General features: G+C 68.7%; 28 protein-coding genes and 1 riboswitch. Of the genes, 14 read left to right on the top strand and 14 right to left on the bottom strand.

Going from position 1 to position 22,239, the window contains the following annotated elements; genetic code table 11:
* Nucleotides 1–2: 2 nt before the first annotated feature.
* Nucleotides 3–437 (top strand): type II 3-dehydroquinate dehydratase, encoded by a 435-nt coding sequence (gene aroQ, locus E3D03_RS02145; protein ID WP_263565601.1) that lies wholly within the window; start codon nt 3–5, stop codon nt 435–437.
* Here aroQ and E3D03_RS02140 read toward each other — a convergent pair.
* Entirely contained in the window at nt 388–1,227 is an 840-nt protein-coding gene (locus E3D03_RS02140; protein ID WP_263565600.1) for a glycosyltransferase family 2 protein, read from the bottom strand. The genes aroQ and E3D03_RS02140 overlap by 50 nt on opposite strands.
* A gap of 82 nt (nt 1,228–1,309) precedes the next feature.
* Nucleotides 1,310–1,912: an HAD family hydrolase gene (locus E3D03_RS02135; protein ID WP_263565599.1), complete on the bottom strand. Its 603-nt coding sequence runs from the start codon at nt 1,910–1,912 to the stop codon at nt 1,310–1,312.
* 123 nt (nt 1,913–2,035) lie between these two features.
* Here E3D03_RS02135 and E3D03_RS02130 point away from each other — a divergent pair, with 123 nt between their 5' ends.
* The 11 genes from E3D03_RS02130 to E3D03_RS02080 all read left to right on the top strand — a co-directional run bounded on the left by E3D03_RS02130 (nt 2,036) and on the right by E3D03_RS02080 (nt 10,831).
* Nucleotides 2,036–3,202, top strand: a complete 1,167-nt coding sequence (locus E3D03_RS02130; RefSeq protein WP_263565598.1) for a nucleotide sugar dehydrogenase — start codon at nt 2,036–2,038, stop codon at nt 3,200–3,202.
* A 41-nt stretch (nt 3,203–3,243) separates the two neighbouring features.
* Nucleotides 3,244–3,347: riboswitch (TPP riboswitch) on the top strand.
* 64 nt (nt 3,348–3,411) lie between these two features.
* Entirely contained in the window at nt 3,412–4,233 is an 822-nt protein-coding gene (gene thiD, locus E3D03_RS02125) for a bifunctional hydroxymethylpyrimidine kinase/phosphomethylpyrimidine kinase (protein WP_263565597.1), read from the top strand.
* Complete coding sequence (locus E3D03_RS02120) at nt 4,230–5,207, top strand: FAD-dependent oxidoreductase (RefSeq protein WP_263565596.1); 978 nt, start codon at nt 4,230–4,232, stop codon at nt 5,205–5,207. The genes thiD and E3D03_RS02120 overlap by 4 nt, the downstream gene beginning before the upstream one ends.
* Nucleotides 5,191–5,388, top strand: a complete 198-nt coding sequence (thiS, locus tag E3D03_RS02115; RefSeq protein ID WP_062561655.1) for a sulfur carrier protein ThiS — start codon at nt 5,191–5,193, stop codon at nt 5,386–5,388. The genes E3D03_RS02120 and thiS overlap by 17 nt, the downstream gene beginning before the upstream one ends.
* Before the next feature lies 1 nt (nt 5,389).
* Nucleotides 5,390–6,154: a thiazole synthase gene (locus tag E3D03_RS02110; RefSeq protein WP_263565595.1), complete on the top strand. Its 765-nt coding sequence runs from the start codon at nt 5,390–5,392 to the stop codon at nt 6,152–6,154.
* The gene (locus tag E3D03_RS02105; RefSeq protein ID WP_062561653.1) at nt 6,151–6,747 is read left to right on the top strand and encodes a thiamine phosphate synthase; all 597 of its coding nucleotides are present in this window, start codon (nt 6,151–6,153) and stop codon (nt 6,745–6,747) included. Before E3D03_RS02110 ends, E3D03_RS02105 begins: the two co-directional genes overlap by 4 nt.
* Entirely contained in the window at nt 6,744–7,718 is a 975-nt protein-coding gene (locus E3D03_RS02100) for a ThiF family adenylyltransferase (RefSeq protein WP_263565594.1), read from the top strand. Before E3D03_RS02105 ends, E3D03_RS02100 begins: the two co-directional genes overlap by 4 nt.
* On the top strand, nt 7,715–8,656 hold the full coding sequence (locus E3D03_RS02095) for an ABC transporter substrate-binding protein (RefSeq protein ID WP_263565593.1): 942 nt from the start codon (nt 7,715–7,717) through the stop codon (nt 8,654–8,656). Before E3D03_RS02100 ends, E3D03_RS02095 begins: the two co-directional genes overlap by 4 nt.
* A complete protein-coding gene (locus E3D03_RS02090) occupies nt 8,653–9,321 on the top strand; it encodes a TenA family protein (RefSeq protein WP_263565592.1) in 669 nt (222 codons plus the stop codon). Before E3D03_RS02095 ends, E3D03_RS02090 begins: the two co-directional genes overlap by 4 nt.
* Entirely contained in the window at nt 9,318–10,103 is a 786-nt protein-coding gene (locus E3D03_RS02085; protein ID WP_263565591.1) for an ABC transporter ATP-binding protein, read from the top strand. Before E3D03_RS02090 ends, E3D03_RS02085 begins: the two co-directional genes overlap by 4 nt.
* Nucleotides 10,100–10,831: an ABC transporter permease gene (locus E3D03_RS02080; RefSeq protein WP_263565590.1), complete on the top strand. Its 732-nt coding sequence runs from the start codon at nt 10,100–10,102 to the stop codon at nt 10,829–10,831. The genes E3D03_RS02085 and E3D03_RS02080 overlap by 4 nt, the downstream gene beginning before the upstream one ends.
* Here E3D03_RS02080 and mobA read toward each other — a convergent pair.
* From mobA to E3D03_RS02040, 8 genes are all read right to left on the bottom strand, one after another.
* Entirely contained in the window at nt 10,828–11,430 is a 603-nt protein-coding gene (mobA, locus tag E3D03_RS02075; RefSeq protein WP_263565589.1) for a molybdenum cofactor guanylyltransferase MobA, read from the bottom strand. The genes E3D03_RS02080 and mobA overlap by 4 nt on opposite strands.
* On the bottom strand, nt 11,427–12,020 hold the full coding sequence (locus E3D03_RS02070) for a hypothetical protein (protein ID WP_263565588.1): 594 nt from the start codon (nt 12,018–12,020) through the stop codon (nt 11,427–11,429). The genes mobA and E3D03_RS02070 overlap by 4 nt, the downstream gene beginning before the upstream one ends.
* Nucleotides 12,017–12,823 (bottom strand): ABC transporter permease, encoded by an 807-nt coding sequence (locus tag E3D03_RS02065; RefSeq protein WP_263565587.1) that lies wholly within the window; start codon nt 12,821–12,823, stop codon nt 12,017–12,019. The genes E3D03_RS02070 and E3D03_RS02065 overlap by 4 nt, the downstream gene beginning before the upstream one ends.
* A complete protein-coding gene (locus tag E3D03_RS02060; RefSeq protein ID WP_263565586.1) occupies nt 12,820–13,536 on the bottom strand; it encodes an ABC transporter ATP-binding protein in 717 nt (238 codons plus the stop codon). Before E3D03_RS02060 ends, E3D03_RS02065 begins: the two co-directional genes overlap by 4 nt.
* Before the next feature lie 39 nt (nt 13,537–13,575).
* Nucleotides 13,576–13,839: a PepSY domain-containing protein gene (locus E3D03_RS02055; RefSeq protein WP_263565585.1), complete on the bottom strand. Its 264-nt coding sequence runs from the start codon at nt 13,837–13,839 to the stop codon at nt 13,576–13,578.
* Nucleotides 13,840–13,848: 9 nt separating this feature from the next.
* A complete protein-coding gene (locus E3D03_RS02050; protein WP_062562291.1) occupies nt 13,849–14,241 on the bottom strand; it encodes a hypothetical protein in 393 nt (130 codons plus the stop codon).
* Nucleotides 14,242–14,440: 199 nt separating this feature from the next.
* The gene (locus tag E3D03_RS02045) at nt 14,441–15,412 is read right to left on the bottom strand and encodes a YVTN family beta-propeller repeat protein (RefSeq protein WP_062561643.1); all 972 of its coding nucleotides are present in this window, start codon (nt 15,410–15,412) and stop codon (nt 14,441–14,443) included.
* A gap of 8 nt (nt 15,413–15,420) precedes the next feature.
* On the bottom strand, nt 15,421–16,614 hold the full coding sequence (locus tag E3D03_RS02040; protein WP_263565583.1) for an ABC transporter substrate-binding protein: 1,194 nt from the start codon (nt 16,612–16,614) through the stop codon (nt 15,421–15,423).
* A gap of 199 nt (nt 16,615–16,813) precedes the next feature.
* Here E3D03_RS02040 and E3D03_RS02035 point away from each other — a divergent pair, with 199 nt between their 5' ends.
* Complete coding sequence (locus E3D03_RS02035; protein WP_253879929.1) at nt 16,814–17,353, top strand: SRPBCC family protein; 540 nt, start codon at nt 16,814–16,816, stop codon at nt 17,351–17,353.
* A complete protein-coding gene (locus tag E3D03_RS02030) occupies nt 17,350–18,267 on the top strand; it encodes a YncE family protein (RefSeq protein ID WP_263565582.1) in 918 nt (305 codons plus the stop codon). The genes E3D03_RS02035 and E3D03_RS02030 overlap by 4 nt, the downstream gene beginning before the upstream one ends.
* Here the strand turns inward: E3D03_RS02030 and E3D03_RS02025 are convergent.
* The 4 genes from E3D03_RS02025 to E3D03_RS02010 all read right to left on the bottom strand — a co-directional run bounded on the left by E3D03_RS02025 (nt 18,248) and on the right by E3D03_RS02010 (nt 22,171).
* A complete protein-coding gene (locus E3D03_RS02025) occupies nt 18,248–18,769 on the bottom strand; it encodes a PQQ-dependent catabolism-associated CXXCW motif protein (protein ID WP_062561640.1) in 522 nt (173 codons plus the stop codon). The genes E3D03_RS02030 and E3D03_RS02025 overlap by 20 nt on opposite strands.
* Nucleotides 18,766–19,590, bottom strand: coding sequence for a substrate-binding domain-containing protein (locus tag E3D03_RS02020; RefSeq protein WP_263565581.1), 825 nt, complete (start codon nt 19,588–19,590; stop codon nt 18,766–18,768). The genes E3D03_RS02025 and E3D03_RS02020 overlap by 4 nt, the downstream gene beginning before the upstream one ends.
* Nucleotides 19,587–20,264 (bottom strand): c-type cytochrome, methanol metabolism-related, encoded by a 678-nt coding sequence (locus E3D03_RS02015; protein WP_263565580.1) that lies wholly within the window; start codon nt 20,262–20,264, stop codon nt 19,587–19,589. Before E3D03_RS02015 ends, E3D03_RS02020 begins: the two co-directional genes overlap by 4 nt.
* A 104-nt stretch (nt 20,265–20,368) precedes the next feature.
* Nucleotides 20,369–22,171, bottom strand: a complete 1,803-nt coding sequence (locus tag E3D03_RS02010) for a methanol/ethanol family PQQ-dependent dehydrogenase (RefSeq protein WP_062561637.1) — start codon at nt 22,169–22,171, stop codon at nt 20,369–20,371.
* Nucleotides 22,172–22,239: the final 68 nt, after the last annotated feature.

Genomic DNA, 22,239 nt, shown 5'->3' with positions numbered 1-22,239 from the left:
CCATGCCCACCGTCTATGTCCTGAACGGCCCGAACCTGAACCTTCTGGGCCAGCGCCAGCCCGAGATCTATGGCAGCACCACGCTGGCCGACGTGGAACGCGACTGCAGGGCGACGGCGGCCGAACTGGGCCTGACCATCGACTTCTTCCAGTCGAACCACGAAGGCGCGATCATCGACAAGATCCACGAGGCGCGGCTGCGGGCACAGGCCATCGTCATCAACCCGGCTGCCTTTACCCATACCTCGGTCGCGATCCTGGATGCGCTGAACACCTTCGACGGCCCGGTGCTCGAGGTGCATATCTCGAACGTGCACAAGCGCGAGGGCTTCCGCCACCATTCCTATGTCAGCCTGCGCGCCGAGGGCGTGATCGCCGGCTTCGGCGTCAACGGCTATCTGCTGGCATTGCAGCAGGCGGCGAAGATGGTCGGCTAGGCCCGGCCGTCCAGATGCCCAGGTTCTGGCGGAACCATTCGTAGCAGGCGCCATTGGCGTCGCCCCGGCCCTTGCCCTGCAAGGCAAAGTCCAGAAGCGCATGGCAGCGGGCGGTCCGGCACTCGCCCGGCACCCGGCCCTCGGCGTTCAGCCAGATCGGCACGCCGTTCAGCGCCAGGTTCCCCGACAGCCAGGGATCGTCCACCGTCCACAGCAGCTCGGGGATGTCGAAGGCGCTGTCGGGCATGAATTCGGGCCGCAGCATGGCGCCGCCATAGCCCTTGAGCACATCGACATAGCCCGAGCGCAGCCAGGCATGCGGCTTGACCAGCCCCAGCGTGGCCGCGCGCAGCAGGCGATAGCGCCAGCCCTTGCGGCGCGGCACCGCCCGCGGCTCAAGCCCGCCGGCATGGCCGGGAACGAAGCCGCCGGCCTCGGCGATGACGCAGCCCGGATGCGCGCGTCGCGCCGCCAGGAAGCGGCTGGTCCACAGCGGATCGTAAAGCCGGTCGTCGTCGCAGAGCAGCAATTCGCAATCCTGGCCGCGGAAATCCCGCACCGCCGGCAGGATCTTGGTCGCCGGGCCCAGGTCGTCCTCGACCGTGACGATGCGCACGCCCTGGGGCACCGCCGGCAGGCTGCCGTCCCAGTCGGGAAAGCGGCGATAGCGGCGCGGCAGGTAAAGCCGCACCTCGTCGGGGCGGGTTTTCTGTTTCAGCAGAGATTTCAGGGTCGGTTCCAGCCCGGCAAAGCGCGGCGGGATCGAGGACAGGGTCACGACAAGAGGCAAGCTGGCTTCCTACGACAGTTCAGGCGTGCCGTCCTAACGCGCTCCAGCTTACAATTGGCTGACGGCCGCCGTCACGATCGCGTCAGAACAGCCCGCGCCGCGCCAGCGCCGCGCCCAGCGCCTGGGCCCCGGTGAAATGGATGCCGTCGATGCCAAGCGCCCGGGCGCCCTCGACGTTGTCGGGATTGTCGTCGATGAAGATGCAATCCTCGGGGCGCAAGCCGTTGCGGTCCATCAGCAGGCGATAGATCGCCGGCTCGGGCTTCAGCGCGCCCACCCGCCCGGAAACCACGATGTCGCGGAACAGCCGGCCCAGCCGGGGATGGATTTCCAGCGCATGGGGCCAGGTCTCGGCCGCCCAGTTCGTCAAGCCATAGAGCGGCACCCCCCGCGCCAGCAGCGCCTCGGCGATTTCCCAGGCGCCGGGCACGGTCTTCTCGATGGTCAGCGGAAAGGCGGCCAGATAGCCCGCCAGCTGCCGGGCCTCGTCGCCATGCGCCTCGCGCGCGGCCTGCAGCCCTTCGGCAAAGCTGCGCCCGCCGTCCTGCGCCCGGTTCCAGCCGTCGAAGCCGATGCGCGCCATCCAGGCCTCGGCCGCGGCGCGGCTGGTGAAGACATCGGCAAAGGCCAGCGCCGGATCCCATTCGATCAGCACCGCCCCCAGGTCGAAGATCACGCTTTTCATCGCCGGCCTCCCTTGCCATCCGGCCGGATCGTGCCGAAACACGGCCGGCCCCGCAAGCCGGCGCGCTTCTGCCGGGCGAAAAGCCGTGCTAGAGCCGGGGAAACCACGGGGAAAGGGAACGCGATGACCATATCGGTGGCTGGGCTGGGCTATGTCGGCATGTCGATCGCGGTGCTGCTGGCGCAGCATGACGCGGTGGTGGCCCTGGACATCAGCGCCGAGCGGGTGGCCCAGGTGAATGCCGGCCGCTCGCCCATCGAGGATGCCGAGATCAGCCAGTGGCTGGCGGAAAAGCCGCTGCACCTGCGCGCCACCACCGACCCGGCCGAGGCCATGGCCGGCGCCGAATTCGTCATCGTCGCCACGCCGACGAATTACGACCCGCGCTCGAACCGCTTCGACACCTCCAGCGTGGAAAGCGTGATCGCGCTGGCCCGCCGGCACGCGCCGCAGGCGACCATCGTCATCAAGTCCACGGTCCCGGTCGGCTTTACCCAGCGCATGCGCGACGAGACCGGCCATGACGGCATCCTGTTCTCGCCGGAATTCCTGCGCGAAGGCCGGGCGTTGCAGGACAACCTGCACCCCTCGCGCATCGTGGTAGGTGACCACGGCCCGGCCGCGCATCGGCTGGCCGATCTGCTGGCCCAGGGCGCGGTCCGCAAGGACATGCCGATCCTGTTCACCGGCTCGACCGAGGCCGAGGCGATCAAGCTGTTCTCGAACACCTATCTCGCCATGCGCGTGGCCTATTTCAACGAACTCGACAGCTATGCCGTCGCCCGCGGGCTGAACACGCGCGAGATCATCGAGGGCGTCGGCCTCGACCCGCGGATCGGCGAGCATTACAACAATCCCAGCTTCGGCTATGGCGGCTATTGCCTGCCCAAGGATACCAAGCAATTGCTGGCGAACTACGACCAGGTGCCGCAAAGCCTGATCGCCGCGGTGGTGGACAGCAACCGCACCCGCAAGGATTTCATCGCCGAGGAAATCATCGCCCGGCGTCCGAAGCTGGTCGGCGTCTATCGGCTGGTGATGAAATCCGGCTCGGACAATTTCCGCGACAGCTCGATCCAGGGCATCATGAAGCGGATCAAGGCCAAGGGCATCCCCTGCATCGTCTACGAACCGGTGCTGGAACAGGAGCATTTCTTCAACAGCCCGGTGGTGCGCGACCTCGACGCCTTCAAGGCCCAGGCCGACCTGATCATCGCCAACCGCCAGGCGCCCGAACTGGCCGACGTGCAGGACAAGCTTTACACCCGCGACCTGTTCGCCCGCGACTGAGCTTGCCAAAGCCGCGCGCCGGCCCTAGTGTCCCGCCACGACTCATACACTTGGGGTGCCCCGAACGGGGCTGAGAGGTGCCAGGCACCGACCCATCGAACCTGATCCGGCTCATACCGGCGGAGGGAAGGGTAGAGTGTCGCGGCACGCAGACCACATCAGCCGCCACCCCCTCTCCGCCGCCTCGACCGGACAATGAAAGGCGGATCATGGCGGGACCAGCTCGCATCGCGCTGACCATCGCCGGCTCGGACAGCGGCGGCGGCGCCGGCATCCAGGCCGACCTCAAGACCTTCTCGGCGCTGGGGGTCTATGGCGCATCCGTGATCACAGCCATCACCGCCCAGAACACCCGCACCGTCGCGGCGGTCGAGGCGGTCTCGCCGGCCATGGTCGCGGCGCAGATCGACGCGGTTTTCGGCGACCTGGACGTGCGCGCGATCAAGATCGGCATGGTCGGCGGCCCGGATGTGATCACAGCCGTCGCGGACCGGCTGCGCATCGCGCTGCAGGCCGATCCGATCCCGGTGGTGCTGGACCCGGTCATGGTGGCGAAATCCGGCGATGCGCTGCTGCCCGACGCGGCGGTCCAGGCGCTGCGTGACCGGCTCTTGCCGCTGGCGACCGTCCTGACCCCCAACCTGCCCGAGGCCGCACGGCTGCTGGGTCGTGCCCCGGCCGGCACCCTCGACGCCATGGCCGAACAGGGCGAGGCGCTGCGTGCCCTGGGCGCGGGCCATGTGCTGATGAAGGGCGGCCATGCCGAGGGCGACACCTGCACCGACCTGCTGGTCGGTCCGCAGGGCTTTCAGCTGTCGGCGCCACGTCAGCAGACCCGCAATACCCATGGCACCGGCTGCTCGCTGTCCTCGGCCATCGCGGCGGGGCTGGCGCTGGGGTTGGACCTGCCCGCTGCGGTCACCCGCGCCCATGGCTGGCTGCAAGGCGCCATCGGGGCCGCCGACGGGCTGGGGATCGGGTTGGGCCATGGGCCGGTACATCACTTCTACAAAATGTGGGGTGGCGAATGAACGAGATAACAATTCTTGGTAGCGGCGTGATGGGGTTGGCAATTGCCGCGACCCTGCTTGACCGCGGCGTCACCCCCCGCGTCATCGACCCCGCCGGCAAGCCCGGCGCGCAGGCGTGCAGTTGGCGTGCCGGCGGCATGCTGGCCCCCTGGTGCGAGGCCGAAAGCGCCGAGCCGGTGGTCCTGCGCCTGGGGCTCGACGCCGCCGACTGGTGGCAGGCGCATGGCGCCGAGGTCATCCGGCGCGGCACGCTGGTGCTCGCCCCCTCGCGCGACCGGGCGGAACTGGACCGCTTTACCCGGATGACAGAGGCGCATCGCCCGGTGGACGCTGACGCCATCGCCGCGCTGGAGCCCGTATTGCAGGGCCGGTTCGCGCGCGGGCTGTTCTTCGAAAGCGAGGCGCATCTGAACCCCCGCGCCGCCCTCATGGCGCTGCGCGACCGGCTGACCGCTGCCGGCGTCACCATCGAGACCGAAGGCGAGCCGACCGGCCTGATCGTCGACGCCCGCGGCTTCGCCGCCCGCGACGCCTTGCCCGACCTGCGCGGCGTGCGGGGCGAGATGCTGGTGATCCGCTGCCCCGAGGTCCAGCTGACCCGCACCATCCGCCTGCTGCATCCGCGCATCCCCCTATATCTTGTTCCAAGGGGGGACGGTGTATACATGATAGGCGCCACGATGCTGGAAACCGGCGGCAAATATCGCGTCACCGCCCGCTCGGCGGTCGAGATGCTGTCGGCCGCCTATGCGCTGCATCCCGGCTTCGCCGAGGCCGAGATCCTCGAACTGGGCTCGGACGCCCGCCCGGCCTTCCCCGACAACCTGCCGCGCCTGCGCCGGCGTGGAAACACGCTGTTTGCCAACGGCCTCTATCGCCACGGCTATCTTCTGGCCCCCGCCGTGGCCCGCATGGCCGCCGACCACCTGCTGGACGGCCAGATACCGGAGTTCATGGATGAAAATCACCCTTAACGGCGAAAACCGCAGCCTTGCCGGGCCCTCGGTCCAGGATGCGCTGGACGAAATCGGCCTGGGCGCGGCCAAGGTCGCCACGGCGCTGAACGGCGCCTTCCTGCCCGCCGCCGCCCGCGCCGGGACCACGTTGAAGGATGGCGACGCACTGGAAGTCGTGGCGCCGATGCAGGGGGGCTGAGATGCCGCAATTCTACGGAACCCATGTCGAAAGCCCGCTGATGCTGGGCACGGCGCAATACCCCTCGCCCGCGATCATGGCCGAGGCCTTCCGCGCCTCGGGCGCCGGCATCGCCACGGTCAGCCTGCGCCGCGAGGGCGGGGCGGGCCAGGATTTCCACAACCTCATCAAGGGATTGAATATCCCGGTCCTGCCCAACACCGCCGGCTGCCATTCCGTGCGCGAGGCGGTGACCACCGCCCAGATGGCGCGCGAACTGTTCGGGACGCCCTGGATCAAGCTGGAGGTCATCCGCGACGACGATACGCTTTGCCCCGACGTGATCGCCCTGGTCGAGGCGGCGCGGATCCTGTCGGACGACGGCTTCCAGGTCTTTCCCTATTGCACCGAGGACCTGTCGGTCTGCGGCCGGCTTCTGGACGCGGGCTGCGCGGTGCTGATGCCCTGGGGCGCGCCCATCGGCTCGGGCCGGGGGCTGAACAACCCCTATGGGCTGCGCAGCCTGCGGGCGCATTTCCCCGATGTGGCGCTGGTGGTGGACGCGGGCATCGGCCTGCCCAGCCATGCGGCGCAGGCGATGGAGCTGGGCTATGACGCGGTGCTGCTGAACACCGCCGTCGCCAAGGCCGGCGACCCGGTGGCCATGGCCCGCGCCATGGCGCTGGCGATCGAGGCCGGCCGACTGGCGGCTGGCGCCAATCCGATCGAGGCGCGCGACATGGCCGCGCCCTCGACCCCCCTTTTCGGCATGGCGGTGCTGGCATGAAACTGCCGCGTTTCTACCCGATCTTCGACAGCGCCGCCTGGCTGCGCCGCGCCCTGCCCCTGGGTGTCAAGCTGGTGCAGATCCGCATCAAGGACCAGCCCGCCGCGCGCCTGCTGGGCGAGCTGGCGCTGGCGCAGGAACTGTGCCGCGAACATGGCGCCACGCTGGTCGTGAACGACCACTGGCAGGCCGCCATCGAGCTCGGCTGCGATTTCATCCACCTAGGGCAGGAGGATCTGGACACGGCCGACATCGCCGCCATCCGCCGCGCCGGCATGCGGCTGGGGATCTCGACCCATGACCATGCCGAGCTGGACCGGGCGCTGGCGCTGGCGCCCGATTACGTCGCCCTGGGACCGGTCTGGCCGACGATCCTGAAGAAGATGAAATGGGAACAGCAGGGTCTGGACCGGGTGCGGGAATGGCGCAAGCTGGTCGGCGCCACGCCCCTGGTCGCCATCGGCGGCGTCACGCCGGAACGCGCCCGCGAAGCCTTCGCGGCCGGCGCCGACCTGGCCTCGGCGGTGACCGACATCACGCTGAACCCCGATCCCGAGGCCCGCATCCGCGAATGGCTGAAGGTGACGGCATGAGCCGCTATCTGCGCCAGATGGTGCTGCCCGAAGTCGGCGCCGAGGGGCAGGAGCGCCTCGAAGCCGCCCATGTCCTGGTCGTCGGCGCCGGTGGCCTGGGCGTGCCGGTGCTGCAATACCTGGCAGGCAGCGGCATCGGCCGCATCACGCTGATGGACCCCGACACGGTCGAGGAAACCAACCTGCACCGCCAGCCGCTCTATCGCATGAAGGACCTGGGCCGGCCCAAGGTGCAGGCCGCGGCGCTGGCGGTGACGCGGCTGAACCCCGCGGTCCTGCTCGAGGGCCGGCGCGAGGCGCTGACCCCGGCCAATGCGCCGGCGCTGGTCGCCGCGGCCGACGTGGTGCTGGACTGCGCCGACAGCTATGCGGCCAGCTATACGCTGTCCGACGCCTGCCTTGCCGCGGGCAAGCCGCTGATCTCGGCCTCGGCGCTGGGGATGGCGGGCTATGTCGGCGGCTTCTGCGGCGGTCCCGGGCAAAGCGGCGCCCCCAGCCTGCGGGCGCTGTTCCCCGACCCGCCCGACAGCGGCCAGACCTGCGCCACGGCGGGCGTGTTGGGGCCGGTGGTCGGCATGCTCGGCTGCCTGCAGGCGCAGATGGCGCTGCGGCTGCTTCTGGGCACCGCCCCCTCGCCCCTGGGCGAGTTCACCCGCCTGGACAATGGCCGCGTCACGCAATTCCGCTTTGACGGCGCGCCGGAAAGCCCGGGCCCCCGCTTCATCGCCAGGCAGGACATTCGTCCGGGCGACCTTGTCGTCGACCTGCGCGACCGCGACGAGGCGCCGCGCAAGGCCACGCCCAAGGCGCTGCGCATGCCCGGCTATGGCGCCATCGGCCCGCTGCCCGAACCCGGCCGGCGCGCGGTGCTGGCCTGCCGCTCGGGGCTGCGCTCATGGCGCGCCGCCGACGCGCTTTCGCGCCGCTGGGACGGCGAGATCACCCTTCTAGCCCTGGGAGACGAGACTTGAAGCACCTGCCCCTTGCCGCCGCCGCGCTGGCCCTGCTGGCCCAACCCGTTCTTGCCGCCGACAAGGTGACGCTGATGCTGGACTGGTTCGTGAACCCCGACCATGCCCCGATCATCGTCGCCCAGGAAAAGGGCTTCTTCGCCGACGAGGGGCTGGAGGTCGAGGTCGTCGCCCCCGCCGATCCCTCGGACCCGCCCAAGCTGGTCGCGGCGGGCAAGGCCGATTACGCCATCAGCTACCAGCCGCAGCTGCACCTGCAGGTGCATGAGGGCCTGCCGCTGAAGCGCGTCGGCACGCTGGTCGCGACGCCCTTGAACTGCCTGATGGTCAAGGCCGACGGGCCAGTGCAGCAGCTCTCGGACCTCAAGGGCAAGAAGATCGGCTATTCGGTCTCGGGGGTCGAGGAGGCGCTGGTCGGCCAGATCCTCGGGACCGCCGGCCTGACCATGGCTGACGTCGAGATGGTCAGCGTCAACTGGTCGCTGTCGCCGGCGCTGATCGCCGGCCAGGTCGATGCCACCATCGGCGCCTATCGCAATTTCGAGCTGACGCAGATGCGGCTGGAAGGCGCCGAGGGCCGCTGCTTCTTTGTCGAGGAAAGCGGCGTGCCGACCTATGACGAGCTGATCTTCGTCGCCAATCCGCAGACCATGGACAAGGACCGCACCGCCCGCCTGCTGCATGCGGTCGAGCGCGGCGCGCAATATATGGTCAACCACCCGGACGAAGCGTGGCAGCTGTTCTCGGCCACCGCCCCCGATCTCAAGGACGAGCTCAATGCCGACGCGTGGAAGGAAACCCTGCCGCGCTTTTCGCAATCGCCGGCGGCGCTGGACCAGGGTCGCTATGCGCGGTTCGAGCAGTTCCTGCATGACGCCGGGCTGGTGGACAGCGTGCTGCCGGTCTCGGACCTGGCGATGGATGTGGGGGCACAATGAGCTACGGTGAAAGCTTCGCCCGGCTGCGCGCGGCGGCGCCCGACTGGGACGCCTATACCCGCCACGGCTTCGTCGAGGGCCTGCGCGACGGCAGCCTGCCGCGCGCGGAATACCTTGCCTATCTGGTGCAGGACTACCTGTTCCTGATCCAGTTCAGCCGCGCCTGGGCGTTGGCTGTGGTCAAGGCGGGCGATCTGGACGAGTTGCGGGCCTGCGCCGCCACCGTGCATACGCTGCTCGATCACGAAATGGCGCTGCATGTGCAGACCTGCGCCGCGGCCGGCATCGACACGGCGGCGATGCTTGCGACGCCCGAGGCGGTGACGAACATCGCCTATACCCGCTATGTGCTCGATGCCGGGCTGTCGGGGGATTTTCTCGACCTGCTGGCGGCGCTGATGCCCTGCGTGCTGGGCTATGGCGAGATCGGCCTGCGCCTGGCGGCCGAGGCCGCGCCGGACACGCCCTATCGCGACTGGATCGACACCTATGCCGGCGCCGAATACCAGCAGGCCTGCCGCGACGCCGGCGCGCTGCTGGATCGGGCGATCCGCAAGCGCCTGGGCGACGCGCCGCAGGACAGCCCGCGCTGGAACGCGCTGACGGACCGCTTCGCCACCGCGACCCGGCTCGAGGCCGCCTTCTGGGATCTGGGCCGGGCATGACGGCACGGGTGCGGGGCCAGGCCTGGGTCGGCGAGACGCCGCTCTTCGCCCCCATCGACCTGACGGTCGCCGAGGGCCGGTGGACCTGTCTGCTCGGCCCCTCGGGCGTCGGAAAATCCACCATCCTGCGCCTACTCGCCGGGCTGGACACCGGCGCGCGCTTCCAGGGCGAGGTCACGCGGGACGCGCCCGTCGCCCTGATGGCGCAGGATCCGGGGCTGATCCCCTGGCTCGACGTCGCCGGCAATGTCACGCTGGGCGCCCGGCTGCGCGGCACGCTCCCGGCTTCTTTCTTGTCGAAATATCCCGGGGGGCGCGAGGCCGACCCCATCGAGGGGTCGGTCTCGCGGGGGGCAGAGCCCCCCTCGGACCCCGCCGCCCGCGCTGCGCATCTGATCGAGGCCGTGGGCCTTGCCGACCGCATCCACCACCTGCCCGCGAACCTGTCCGGCGGCCAGCGCCAGCGCGTCGCCCTGGCCCGCACCCTGTTCGAGGACCGGCCGCTGGTGCTGCTGGACGAGCCCTTCTCGGCGCTCGACGCGCGGACCCGGGCGCAGATGCAGGACCTGTCGGCCCGCCTGCTGAGCAATCGCAGCATCCTGCTGGTCACGCATGACCCGGCCGAGGCCGCCCGGCTGGGCGACCGCATCCTGCTCTTGCGCGAAACCGGGCTGACCGACTGGCCGGTGCCCTTACCCCGGCCCGAAGCCGCCGCCCGGCCCTTCGACGCGCCCGAGGTGCTGACGCTGCAGGCCGAGTTGATGCGCGGGATGATGGCATGAGAACCGCCCTCGCCCTGATCCTGACCGTTATCCTGCTATGGCAGGGGCTGATCTGGCTGGCGGACATGCCGCCCTTCCTGCTGCCCTCGCCCCAGGCCGTGGCCGAGGCGCTGTGGCTCAACCGCGCCGAGATCGCCCGCCACGCCGGCTTTACCCTGACCGAGGTGGTGCTGGGCTTTGCCCTCGGCGCAGCGCTTGGCGCGGCCCTGGCCATCGCCATGGGCTTCTCGGACCGGCTGACCGGCGTGTTGCGGCCGATCCTGACCTTCAGCCAGACCATCCCGGTCTTTGCCCTGGCGCCGATCCTGACGCTGTGGCTGGGCTTCGGCATGGCGCCCAAGATCGCCGTGACCGTGCTGATCGTGTTCTTCCCGGTCGCCAGCGCCTTCCTGGACGGGCTGATGCGCACGCCGCAACCGGCGCTGGACCTGGCGCAGGTGATGGGCGCCAGCCGCATCCGCATCATGCGCCACCTGCGCATCCCGGCGGCGCTGCCCAGCCTGGCCACCGGGCTGCGGCTGGCGGCGGTCTATGCGCCGATCGGCGCGGTGATCGGCGAATGGGTCGGCGGCGCCCGCGGCCTCGGCGCGCTGATGATCCACGCGAACGGCAGGATGAAGACCGACCTGGTCTTTGCCGCGCTGCTGGTCTTGTCGGTGATGACGGTGATCTTTGCCCGGGCGGTGGCGCTGGCGCTGCACCGGGCCTGGCGCCGCTACGGCGCCTAGACCAGCCGGGCGGCGCGGGCCAGGTCTTCGGGCGTGTTCAGATTCAGGAACGGGTCCAGCGGCCGGCTGTCGAAGACCGCCCGGCCGGGGTCATAGGCGGCGGCGAACTGGCCGATGCGGTGCAGCCCCGATTCCAGCGCCGCGCGCAGGTCGTCTTGCAAGGCCACCGGCCACAGCGCGCAGGTCGGATGGTCGCGCAGCCGGCCGCTGTCGTCCGGGCTGGCGGCGACAGCCAAGCCGCTGCGGCCACGCGCCTCGCGCAAGCGGTGCACCAGATCCTCGGGCAGGAAGGGCGTGTCGACGGACACGCTGACCACGCCATCCGCGCCCTCGGCCGCCGCCCATTCCATCCCGGCCAGCACGCCGGCCATCGGCCCGGCAAAGCCGCCAAACCCATCGGCGATCACCGGCAGCCCGTAATCGGCAAGGGCCTCGGGCTCGCCATTCGCGTTGATCGCGAGCGCATTGCATTGCGGCGCGAGGCGCGCGATCACCCGCGCCAGCAGCGTCTCGCCGCCCAGCAGCCGCAGGCCCTTGTTGCCGCCGCCCATCCGGGTCGACAGGCCGCCGGCCAGGATGACGGCGGGCAGCGGCGTCATTGCAGATGCGCCGAAATCGCCCGGGCCAGCGCGAAGACCCGCTGTTCCAGGATCACCGGCGTCTCGCAGACATAGGTCAGCGACTGCTGGCGGTCCTGGAAGATGCGGCTGTCCCAGTCGAGCTTTTCCTCCTCGGCGTCGATGGCGTCGAAATCGGGCGTCTCGGCCTTTTGCAGCGCCTCCATGCGGTCGCGCCGCTCCTGGATGCGCTTGGCCAGATCGACCTGCTTGTGGCCATAGCGCGCGATGCCCGAGATCAGCGCGCTGCGATCCGGGTCGATGCGTTCGAAGATCGCCAGCATCAGCGCGCTCAGCTTCTGATTGTCGGCAGCCTTGGAGAATTCGGCGATCTCGGCCTCGGCCTGCGCGAGCGGCAGGCGGCGCTGCTCGAGCCGGTCGGCCAGGGCGGCGATCTCGGGCGTCTCGGCCAGGCTGCGGATGGCTTCGTCGGGCTCGGGGCCGGACCACATCTGCCCAAGCGACAGATGCGGCTGCTTGCGCTGCACGCAGGGCCAGTCGGGATCGGTGCCGCTTTCGGCATGGGCGGCGCCCGCCGCCGCCAAGGCCATGGCCAGAACCAGGTATTTCATGCTCCCCCCTTTCGCCGGGCCCAGAGCCCCTTGGCCGGATCATACATGATGACGGAACCGGCAAAGAACAGCACCAGGCACCCGGACACCACCAAGAAGGACATGAGATCGAAGCGGCCGTAAAGGGCAAAGCGGATCAACTCAACCGCATGGGTGAAGGGATTGGCGGCGCAGATGTCGTGCAGCAGCGTCGAGCTTTCGCGCATCCGCCACAGCGGATAGAGCGCGGTCGAGGCGAAGAACATCGGGAAGATGACGAAATTCATAACCCCGGCGAAGTTTTCCAGCTGCCGGATGGCCGAGGACAGCAGAAGCCCCATCGCCCCCAGCATCAGCCCCGACAGGAACAGCGCCGGCAGCACGGTCAGATAGCCGACGGGCGGCGGATCGACGCCCCAGAACCAGGCGATGGCCAGGAAGGTATAGACCTGGATGATCGACACCAGCACGCCCGCGACCAGTTTCGAGGCCAGCAGGAACCAGCGCGGGAACGGGCTGACCAGCAGGGTGCGCATCGCCCCGGTCTCGCGGTCATAGACCATGGACAGCGACGACTGCATGCCGTTGAACAGCTGGATCATCGCGCAAAGCCCGGGCGTGACATAGACCTCATAGAGGACATAGGTCTGGTAGGGCGGCGTGATCGACAGGCCCAGCACGGCGCGGAAGCCGGCGGCGAAGATGAAGAGCCAGACCAGCGGCCGCACCAGCGCCGCGAGGAAGCGGCCGCGCTGGGTGACGAAGCGCAGCGTCTCGCGCCGCGCGATGCCCAGGAAGCAGGTCAGCCACATGCGGGGCGTCATGCCTGTTCCCCCGTCAGCCGGAGGAAGGTGCCGGTCAGGTCGTCGCCGCCGATGCCCTGGGCCGTGCCCTGGGCCAGAACCTCGCCGCGATGCAGGATCACCAGCCCGTCCTCGGGCCGGATCTCGTCCAGGATATGCGTGGCCCACAGCGCCGAGACCCCTGTCGCGGTCAGCGCCCGGGTCAGCGCCACCACCTCGGCGCGCGATTTCACGTCGAGGCCCACGGTCGGCTCGTCCAGCAGCAGGATCTCGGGGCGGTGCATCAGGGCGCGGGCGATCTCGGCCCGGCGGCTCTGGCCGCCGGACAGCGCCGCAACCCGCGCGTCCAGCCGGTCGGCGAGATCGACCTGGGCCAGCACCTCGGCCGCGCGCGCCCGCGCGGCGCGACGCGGCATGCCGTGCAGGGCGGCGTGATATTCCAGGTTCTGCGCCACGGTCAGGTCGGCATCCAGCGCGCGGGACTGGAACACCACGCCCAGCCGGGCCAGCGCCGCGCCGGGCTGGCGGCGCAGGTCATGGCCCGCGACCTCGATCCGGCCCGAATTGTTGTCGTAAAGCCGGGTAATCAGCGAAAACAGCGTCGTCTTGCCGGCGCCGTTCACCCCCAGAAGCGCGGTGAAGCCGCCGCGCGGCACCGACAGCGACACGTCCTTCAGCGCCTGGAAGCGGCCGAAGGCGTGGCTGACATGCTGGATCGAAAGCGCATCGTTCATGGGATAAGGGGCGCGAGGCTGGCCCGCGCCCACCTGCATTCAGTCGAGCGTGATGCTTGTGATCACGAAATCGGCGTTCAGCTTGATGTCATACTGGCCGATCTCGCATTGCGCGTCGTCGACCTCGTAAAGATCGTCGCGCTCCTTTTCGACCCCGGCTTGCGGATCGGGCTTGCAGCCGATCCTGGCGATGGCCTCGGCGACCTTGGCGGTTTCCTCGGCCGAAGCCACATCGTCATCGGCGGCCAGGGCCGGGGTCACGGCCCAGGCCAGGGCGGCGGCGCAAAGCATGGGTTTCAGCATCGGACGCTCCTACTGGATATTGAACACGGCCTGCTGGGTTTCGCCATGCGAGCCCGGGATCGACAGGGTATAGCGGCCCGGGACGATGGCAACGAAGCTGATCGTCGCGGTTCCGGCATCGTCGAATTCCAGCGAATGAACGCCCATCGGCCGGATTTCGATGTCGTTGATGACGATTTCGTTGATCCAGACGGCGCGGAAGAAATCGCCGCCGGACAGCGCCAGCTCCTGGCTGCCGTCGGCATTGATGTCGATGCGGTAGAAGCCGCCGGATTTCAGCTTGTATTCCGCCGTCGCCACCGGCTTGCCCGAGGCCAGCGTCAGCGGCGCCAGCTGCATGCGGTTGTCCCGCGCCAGCATGCCCGAGAAGCCATAGTCGAACTTGGCGCCCGCCTCATGCACGCCTGCCTCGGCGGCCTCGGCCTCGTCGCCGTCGTCGTCATCCTCCTCGGCCGCGGGTGCGGCGGTCTCGGCGCCGGCGGCGGCCTCGGTCCCGGGCTTGGCGGCGGGCGCCTCCTGGGCAGCGGCGGGGGCGGCAAGGCCCAGCGAGAGCAGCAGGATGGTCAGCAGGCGGGTCATGGTTTTCCTCCGTTGGTGGGTTTCAGTTCGGCGCGACGACCACGCCCCAGGGCTGCTGGCCCACGGGCACGGACTTGACGACCTTGTTCGCCGCCACGTCGATCACCGACACGTCGTTGGAATTGCCGTTGGTGGTGAACAGATATTTCTCGTCCGGGGTAAAGGCCAATTGCCAGACGCGCTGGCCGACCAGCAGGTAATCCTCGACCTCGTCGGTTTCGCCGTTGATGACGGCAACGCGGTTCGCCGGGCCCAGCGCGACATAGACCTTTTTCCCGTCCTTGGTGATGCGGATGCCGACGGGCTGGATCGCCTCGGGCAGCACGCCGGGGATCTCGAAGCTGATCTTCTTCTCGATGGTCTGGTTTTCCGGGTGGATCACGCTGACCGTGCCGCCGATCTCGCTGCTGACATACAGTTTCGTGCCCTGGTCGTTGTATTGCGCAAAGCGCGGGCGCGAATCGACCAGCACATTGCCGAAGATCTCGAAGGTCTCGGAATTGATGAAATGCGCCATGTTGGTGGTTTCCGAGGTGTTGATGACCACCTTGCCGTCGGGGCTGACGCCCATGCCCTCGGGCTCGACGCCGACCGGGATCTCGGCCAGCACCTTGTGGGTCTGGGTGTCGACCACGGTGACCAGGTTGTCGTCCTCGTTGGCGATGTAAAGCGGGTTGCCCGAGGGATGCAGCACGAACAGCTCGGGGTCGGGGCCCGAGGGCAAGGTGTGCGTCTCCTCCATGGTCTCGGGGTTGAAGACCCGCACCAGGTCGTCGTCCGAGGCGCAGACGTAAAGCTCTTTCCCGTCGGGGCTGATGGTGATGCCGCGCGGGCGGGCGCCGACCGGATAGGTGCCGATCACCTCCAGCGTCTCGCTGTCGAGCACGGTGACGTCATTGCCCTTTTCGTTGCTGACGAAGACCCGGTTGGCGGCGGCCGGCAGGGCGAAACCCAGGCACAGGGCCGAGGTCAGGATGGCGGTTGCGGCTTTCATCGTTCACCTCAGAACTGACATTCGGTTTCGGGACGGTCGATGCCCAGCGTATCCAGCGCCGAGCTCTGGTGCAGATACTGGTCCTGCGGGCTGACCGAGGCGGTCACAGTCGGCGTCGCCAGCAGGATCGGCTGGCGCAGCTGGTGGTCCCAGTCGCGGATCGTCAGCTTCTGGCCCTTGAAGCCCGCGACCTCGAACTTGTCGGACAGCATGAACTGCTTCAGCGTCGCCGGATCGGTGCTTTGCGTCCGCGTCGCGGATTCGCCGATCATGCGCAGCGCGATCCAGGTCTGGTAATCCTCCTCGCGCATCGGCCGGGTGGCGAGCTTTTCGAAGCGGTTCTGGAACTGCGTCGCGCCCCAGGCTTCCAGCGAGGGCGCCCAGCTGCGCGGCACCAGCCCGGCCGAGCCCGCGACCGGGCGCGCGTCCCAGGTCTCATAGGGCAGCCATTCGGCGAAGACGCCGTTCTCGTCCGCGGCGATCAGCACGTCATGCTCGGCCGCGCGCTGGGTAAAGACCGGCATCTGCTGCTGCACCTGGACATGGCCCGAATCGCTGCGCCGGCTGCCGCCGGTGTCCTCATAGGTGCGTTCCTCGACGATCTTGGCGCCGAACTTGGTCGCGGCCCGGCGATAGGCATCGGCCAGCGCGATGTCCTCGGGGTGGCTGCCGGAGACCAGGAACCAGTTCGGCCACTTCTTCCACATCAGGAACTGCGCCAGCGCATCGGTCAGCATGGCCTGGCTGGGCGCGGCATGGATGACATTGGCCCGGCAATCCTTGCCGCGCAGGGTGTCGCCGCGCGCCCGCGCGTTCAGCACCAGCGCCTTGTCGCCGGCCTGGTCGGCCAGCGCCAGGGTCGTCGCGTCATCGGCCAACGTCACGATGAAGGGCACGCCCTCGGCCAGCAGCTTCTCCATCTCGGCCGCGGCGGTCTCGGGCGTGGCGGCCACTTCCAGCGCCTCGAAGTCCTGGCCCATGAAGCGGCCGGTGGTGTCGTTGTCCAGGATCGCCAGCCGCGCGCCGGCAAAGCCCAGGTCGCCCGGCGGCGTGTCCAGCCGCGAGATCGGCGGCAGGTGCGGCACGTCCACGCGCAGCACGGCGGCGCGCACGGTTTCCACGGGCTTCTGCGCCGCCTGCTGCGCCAAAACCGGGCCCGCGGCGGCCAAACCAGCCAAAAGTATGATGATTCTGCCTGTCATGCCCATCCTCCCCCCGGCATCATGGCGGGCAAGTCTGGCTTCGCCAACCCGACAAATCACCCGATTTCACCCGGGGAAAATGCCCCGATACGTTTGTCTTATGGACGCCACCCCCGGCTGGGCGCATGGTCGCCCATAGCGGCGGAGGCCGGCGCGCCCCGCCATTCGCGATGAAGGGGAGAGACGGATGAGACGAGTGATGGCCGCAAGCCTTGCGGCGGTCGTGATGCTGGCCGGCGCGGCCCAGGCCCACGGGCCGGTGCGGCTGAAGCTGGAACTGGATCAGAAGCTGGATGCGACCCCGGACGAGGTCTGGGCGGTGATCGGCAAGTTCGACGACATGAGCTGGCACCCCGCCATTGCCAAGACCGAGATCACCGGCGACGGCTCGACCGACCAGCCCGAGAAGTCCGAGCGCGTGCTGCATCTCAAGGCCGATGCCGGCGATCCGACCATCACCGAGGTCCTGTCGAAATGGCAGCCCGAGAAGCGCTGCTACGCCTATCGCATCGAAAAGGTCGATGTGGCCGTGCTGCCGGTGACGAACTATGCCTCGACGCTTTGCGTCAAGGACGAGGGCGGCAAGGCGCTGGTCAGCTGGAAGGGCGGCTTCTATCGCGGCTTCCCGAACAACAACCCGCCCGCCGACCAGAATGACGAGGCCGCGACCAAGGCGGTGACCGGCGTCTATCAGGCCGGGCTGGACGCGCTGGCCGAAAGGTTCGGCAAGGCGGAATGATCCGGCGCTTGGCCCTGCTGGCGGCGCTGGCCGGGCCGGCGGGCGCCGCCGACCTGGGCTTCGTCACCTCGCAGAATGCCGGGGCGGTCACGGTGATCGACCTCAGCTCGGGCGCGGTGCGGGCCGAGCTGCCGCTGGCCGGCGCGCCGGCGCCGGTGGCCTATGACCCCCAGGCGGGCCGGGCCTATGTGATTGCGGCCGAGACCGGCCGGCTGACGGTTCTGGACGAGGCCGGCGCGGTCGTCGGCGGTCGCGACCTGCCCGAGGGCGCCTTCGGCATCGCCGCGGCGCCGGGCGGCGGGGTCTTCGTCACCGAATGGTATCAGGGCCGGCTGCTGCGGCTGGATGCGGATCTGCGCGAGCTGTGGTCGGTTCCGACCGGCAAGGCGCCGGCGGGTGTCGCCAGCGACGGCACGCTGGTCGCGACGGCGGATCGCGACGACGACAGCGTCTCGGTCTATGACGCGGCCAGCGGCGCCTTGCGGGCGCGGGTCAAGGTCGGCCAGCACCCCTATGCCGTCGCCTTTCACGGCGGACGGCTGTGGACGGCGGATGTGCAAAGCGACACGGTCAGCGTCATCGAACCGCAGGCCGGCACGCTGCTGGGCCAGGTGCCGACCGGCAGCCACCCCTATGGCGTGGCCTTCGCCGGCGGGCGCGGCTTCGTCACCGACCAATATGCCGGCACGGTGACGGTCTTCGACCCCGGGACGCTGGCTGTGATCACAAGTCTGGAGACCGGGGATTACCCCGAGGGCATCGCCGCCCTGCCCGATGGCTCGGGCGTGGTGGTGGCGCATTGGGACAGCAACACGCTGGTCTGGATCGACGCCGTCAGCCTGGAGATCACGCGCGAGATCGAACTGCCGGACGGCCCGCGCGCCTTCGGCAGCTTCACGGGTCGGTCGCGTTGACCAGCGTGCCGCCCATCTCGACCCAGCCGTCGACGCCGTCCGGATACCAGTTCACGCCGCTGTAGCCCAGGGCCACGGCGCGCTTGCCGGCATTCCAGCTCATCCAGCAGTCGCTCTTGCAAAAGATCACCACCGGCGCCGCCTTGTCGCCATGGGTGGCGGCAGCAAGCCCGTCCGCCAGGCGCTGTTCTTCGGCCGGCGCGAGCTTTTCATAACCGGTGTCGTAGAGCCAGGTCGCGCCGGGGATGGTCTGATGCGGCGGCGCGGCCCAGATCGTGCCCTCGGGCAGGTTGTCGGGCCGCTTCTGCCGCGGCAGCACGTCGAGAAAGGGCACGCCGGCGTCATGCAGCGCCTTGGCCCGCGGCCCGTCGATGACCTGGGCGCCGGCCAGGGTGGCGGGCACCGGGGCGCGATAGGGCTCGCCCCGGAAATCCTGCGGCTCGGGCACCTGCGCCAGCGCGGCGCCCGTGCTCAGGACCAGCGCCGGCAGCCAGGCTTTCATGGCTTCAGCCCCTTGCCGTAATCGTCCAGGATCGGCACGCCGGCATCGCGCAGGATGGCGTCGATCTCGTCCTGGTGCCGGCGGATCAGGCTGTTCAGCTGGCGCTTCCATTCGTCCTCGCCCAGCCGCACGCCCATGGTGATGCGGAAGAACATGCGTGGCCCCGAGGTCTCTTTCAGCAGCGGGGTGAACTGCAGATCGGGATCGGCCTTGACCAGCGGGCCGGCCAGCGGCCCCCAGACCACCGCCGCCGCCAGCTCGCCCGATTTCACCTGCGCCAGCATGTCGCCGACCGGGTTTTCCACCCGGCGGTCCACGAACAGATCCCAGCCGCGCATGTCCTTGGCGAGGCCGGCGCGGGCCAGGTTGGTCGCCGGCGGCGTGCCGGCCACCACGCCGATGGGATGGCCCTTCAGCGCCGGATCCTCGAGCGTCTCGACCGATGCCAGCGGACTGTCCTTGCGCGTCACGATGCCATAGGCCGAGGTGTAGTAATGGTTGGTGTTCTGCACCAGCTCGTCGCCCTGGGCATAGCCGATGACGACATCGCACAGCCCGGCGCGCAGGGTCTTGCGGATGAAGCCCGAGCCCTGCGGGAACCAGGTATAGACCACCGGCACCCCCAGCTTTTCACCGAAAAGCTGGGCGATGCGGTTCTCGAAGCCCGAGCCGTCCTCTGCGGACATCGGCACCGCGGCCGGGTCGGCGCAGACCCGGAACTCGGTCGTGGAACGCAGGTCGGCGACCTGCGCCGACGCGGGCAGCGCGGCGCAGGCCAGAAAGGCGGCCAGGATCCCGGCCAGGGGGGCTGGGCGTCTCATCCGTTCATGCAGGAATCTTCCTGCGCCGCGAAATCATCGGATTTGCTTTCCTTTTTCGCCGGACGGCCGCGCGGCAGGTCGCCCGCGCCCCGGGCCAGCAGATAGACATAGATGTCGTCGACATAGCACCAGACGTTCTTGTTGGTCCCGAAGGCCGGCATGACCAGGTTGGCGGCCTTGTTCACCTCTTGCTTGCCCGAGGCGACGATCTCCTGGAATTCGTAGTAGTCGAGCTTCAGCACCGAGTTCTTCAGCGCCGGCGCATAGGTCGAGCCCTCGCCGTCCGGGCCGTGGCAGACGTGGCATTCCGCCGAATAGCGACGGTAGCCCGAGAAGGCGGCGTAATCCAGGGTGCCGTCCTCGGCGATCTTGAAGGTCGGGATGTCCTCGGCCGTATACCAGCGGCCGTTCTCCATGTGGTCGGGGGTGATGTCCTGACCGTTGGGCAGCACGAGCTTGCCGCCCGCCTCCTGCACCGCGGGCGCCTCCTCGGCTGCGGGTGCGGCGGCGGCCGGCTGCTGCTGCGCATCGCCCGAGACGGCGGCTGCGGCACCGGCGCCGGCCTGGGCCGGTGGTTGTTCGCTCGTCGTCTGCGCGATGGCCGTCTGGCCGACGGCGGCTGTCGCACATGCGAGGCAGATCGCCATCAAGCTGGCGGTCGTCTTGCTGGTCATGAATTCCTCCCTGACTGGCACCCGTGAAAATGGCTGCTCCGCCCAAGGGTATTTTCCCCGGGCGGAGCCTGACGAGTCACAGTTCGCTTTTCTGCACCAAAGTATTAGCCCGGCAGCTCGAACACGGTCAGCTGGCCGCCCAATTCGGTGTATTGCGACAGCGAGGCATAGCCGCCCACGGCGCCCAGGCCCTCGTTCGGGTTGGTCAGGCCGGCCGCCAGGCCGATGCCGGCCCAGCCGCCGACGCCGGACAGGATGCCGATGTACTGCTTGCCGCCATGTTCATAGGTCATGACGTTGCCGATGATGCCGGAGGGCGTCTTGAACTTGTAGAGCTCCTTGCCGGTCTCGGCGTCCACGGCCTTCAGATAGCCTTCCAGCGTGCCGTAGAAGACCACGTCGCCCGCGGTCGCCAAGGCGCCCGACCAGACCGAGAACTGTTCCGGCAGCGACCACTTGATCTCGCCCTTGGTGTTGTCCCAGGCGATGAAGTTGCCCATGCCGCCATGGCTGTTCGGGGCCGGATACATCGACAGCGTGGCCCCGACATAGGGCTGGCCGGCGGTATAGGCGACGCGGAACGGCTCATAGTCCATGCAGACGTGGTTGGTCGGCACGTAGAACAGGTTGGTCTTGGGCGAGAAGGCCGCCGGCTGCATGTCCTTGCTGCCCAGCGCCGCCGGGCAGACGCCGGTGGTGTTCTCGTCCTCGCCGTTCTGGTCTGTCGAGTATTCGGCCACCACGGCCGGGCGGCCATAGGTTTCCGAATTCGGATCCATGTCCACGCCGGTGGTCCAGTTCACCACCGGGTCGAACTTCTCGGCCACCAGCAGCTCGCCCGTCTCGCGGTCCAGCGTATAGCCGAGGCCGTTGCGGTCGAAGTGAGTCAGCAGCTTGCGGTCCTTGCCGTCGACCTGCTGGTTGGTCAGGATCATCTCGTTGACGCCGTCGAAGTCCCATTCGTCATGCGGCGTCATCTGGTAGAACCATTTCGCCATGCCGGTATCGGCATCGCGGGCCATGATCGTCATCGACCACTTGTTGTCGCCCGGACGCTGGGCCGGGTTCCAGGTCGAGGGGTTGCCGGTGCCGTAATAGATCAGGTTCAGGTCCGGATCATACGAGAACCAGCCCCAGATCGTGCCGCCGCCGATCTTCCACTGGTCGCCTTCCCAGCTTTGCAGCGAGCTGTCCTTGCCGATCGGCTTGCCGAGATGGGTGGTCTTTTCGGGATCGACCAGCATTTCCTCGTCCGGGCCGGTGGAATAGGCCTTCCAGGCCACGCTGCCGTCCTTGAGGTTCAGCGCGGTCATGCGGCCGCGCACGCCGTATTCGCCGCCCGAGATGCCGACCATCAGCTTGTCCTTGACCGGCATCGTGGTCGCGGTCAGCGTCTCGCCGATGGCGGGGTCGCCGACCTTGGTCGACCATTTCACCTCGCCGCTTTTCGCATCCAGGGCGACGACGGTGGTGTCGGCCTGCGACAGCAGGATCATGCCGTCGGCATAGGCCAGGCCCCGGTTCACCGTGTCGCAGCACATCACCGCGATCACGTTCGGGTCCTGCTGCGGCTGATAGCGCCACAGGATCTTGCCGTTGTCGTTCAGGTCCAGCGCGAAGACGTTGTTCGGAAAGGGCGTGTGGACATACATGACGTCGCCGATGACCAGCGGCGAGCCCTCATGGCCGCGCAGCACGCCGGTCGAGAAGGTCCAGGCGACGCGCAGGTCCTTGACGTTGTCCTTGTTGATCTTGTCGAGCGTCGAATAGCGGGTGTTGGCATAATCGCCGGTCTGGATCGCCCATTGCTCGGGCTTGGCGATCTCGGCCATGACGCTGTCATTGGCCAGCGCGGCCGACCCGGACATGAGCAGCGCAAGACAGACGCCGTTCAGCAGATTTTTCATGAGTTTTCCTCCCTCGTCGGCCACGGCACCCCCTCGGGCGTGAACGCCGACCTGTTCGGAAGGTTCGG

The organism is Paracoccus sp. DMF (assembly GCF_004407025.1).
In the GTDB taxonomy this organism is placed as follows: Bacteria; Pseudomonadota; Alphaproteobacteria; order Rhodobacterales; family Rhodobacteraceae; genus Paracoccus; species Paracoccus aminovorans_B.
Note: the sequence above shows the minus strand (reverse complement) of the source record. Positions and strands in the feature narration are given on the sequence as shown.

Coding starts and splice junctions, on each gene's coding strand:
- aroQ (WP_263565601.1), top strand. CDS start 3: ATGCCCACCGTCTATGTCCTGAACGGCCCGAACCTGAACCTTCTGGGC.
- E3D03_RS02135 (WP_263565599.1), bottom strand. CDS start 1,912: ATGAAAAGCGTGATCTTCGACCTGGGGGCGGTGCTGATCGAATGGGAT.
- E3D03_RS02130 (WP_263565598.1), top strand. CDS start 2,036: ATGACCATATCGGTGGCTGGGCTGGGCTATGTCGGCATGTCGATCGCG.
- thiD (WP_263565597.1), top strand. CDS start 3,412: ATGGCGGGACCAGCTCGCATCGCGCTGACCATCGCCGGCTCGGACAGC.
- E3D03_RS02120 (WP_263565596.1), top strand. CDS start 4,230: ATGAACGAGATAACAATTCTTGGTAGCGGCGTGATGGGGTTGGCAATT.
- thiS (WP_062561655.1), top strand. CDS start 5,191: ATGAAAATCACCCTTAACGGCGAAAACCGCAGCCTTGCCGGGCCCTCG.
- E3D03_RS02110 (WP_263565595.1), top strand. CDS start 5,390: ATGCCGCAATTCTACGGAACCCATGTCGAAAGCCCGCTGATGCTGGGC.
- E3D03_RS02105 (WP_062561653.1), top strand. CDS start 6,151: ATGAAACTGCCGCGTTTCTACCCGATCTTCGACAGCGCCGCCTGGCTG.
- E3D03_RS02100 (WP_263565594.1), top strand. CDS start 6,744: ATGAGCCGCTATCTGCGCCAGATGGTGCTGCCCGAAGTCGGCGCCGAG.
- E3D03_RS02090 (WP_263565592.1), top strand. CDS start 8,653: ATGAGCTACGGTGAAAGCTTCGCCCGGCTGCGCGCGGCGGCGCCCGAC.
- E3D03_RS02085 (WP_263565591.1), top strand. CDS start 9,318: ATGACGGCACGGGTGCGGGGCCAGGCCTGGGTCGGCGAGACGCCGCTC.
- E3D03_RS02080 (WP_263565590.1), top strand. CDS start 10,100: ATGAGAACCGCCCTCGCCCTGATCCTGACCGTTATCCTGCTATGGCAG.
- mobA (WP_263565589.1), bottom strand. CDS start 11,430: ATGACGCCGCTGCCCGCCGTCATCCTGGCCGGCGGCCTGTCGACCCGG.
- E3D03_RS02070 (WP_263565588.1), bottom strand. CDS start 12,020: ATGAAATACCTGGTTCTGGCCATGGCCTTGGCGGCGGCGGGCGCCGCC.
- E3D03_RS02065 (WP_263565587.1), bottom strand. CDS start 12,823: ATGACGCCCCGCATGTGGCTGACCTGCTTCCTGGGCATCGCGCGGCGC.
- E3D03_RS02060 (WP_263565586.1), bottom strand. CDS start 13,536: ATGAACGATGCGCTTTCGATCCAGCATGTCAGCCACGCCTTCGGCCGC.
- E3D03_RS02055 (WP_263565585.1), bottom strand. CDS start 13,839: ATGCTGAAACCCATGCTTTGCGCCGCCGCCCTGGCCTGGGCCGTGACC.
- E3D03_RS02045 (WP_062561643.1), bottom strand. CDS start 15,412: ATGAAAGCCGCAACCGCCATCCTGACCTCGGCCCTGTGCCTGGGTTTC.
- E3D03_RS02040 (WP_263565583.1), bottom strand. CDS start 16,614: ATGACAGGCAGAATCATCATACTTTTGGCTGGTTTGGCCGCCGCGGGC.
- E3D03_RS02035 (WP_253879929.1), top strand. CDS start 16,814: ATGGCCGCAAGCCTTGCGGCGGTCGTGATGCTGGCCGGCGCGGCCCAG.
- E3D03_RS02030 (WP_263565582.1), top strand. CDS start 17,350: ATGATCCGGCGCTTGGCCCTGCTGGCGGCGCTGGCCGGGCCGGCGGGC.
- E3D03_RS02025 (WP_062561640.1), bottom strand. CDS start 18,769: ATGAAAGCCTGGCTGCCGGCGCTGGTCCTGAGCACGGGCGCCGCGCTG.
- E3D03_RS02020 (WP_263565581.1), bottom strand. CDS start 19,590: ATGAGACGCCCAGCCCCCCTGGCCGGGATCCTGGCCGCCTTTCTGGCC.
- E3D03_RS02015 (WP_263565580.1), bottom strand. CDS start 20,264: ATGACCAGCAAGACGACCGCCAGCTTGATGGCGATCTGCCTCGCATGT.
- E3D03_RS02010 (WP_062561637.1), bottom strand. CDS start 22,171: ATGAAAAATCTGCTGAACGGCGTCTGTCTTGCGCTGCTCATGTCCGGG.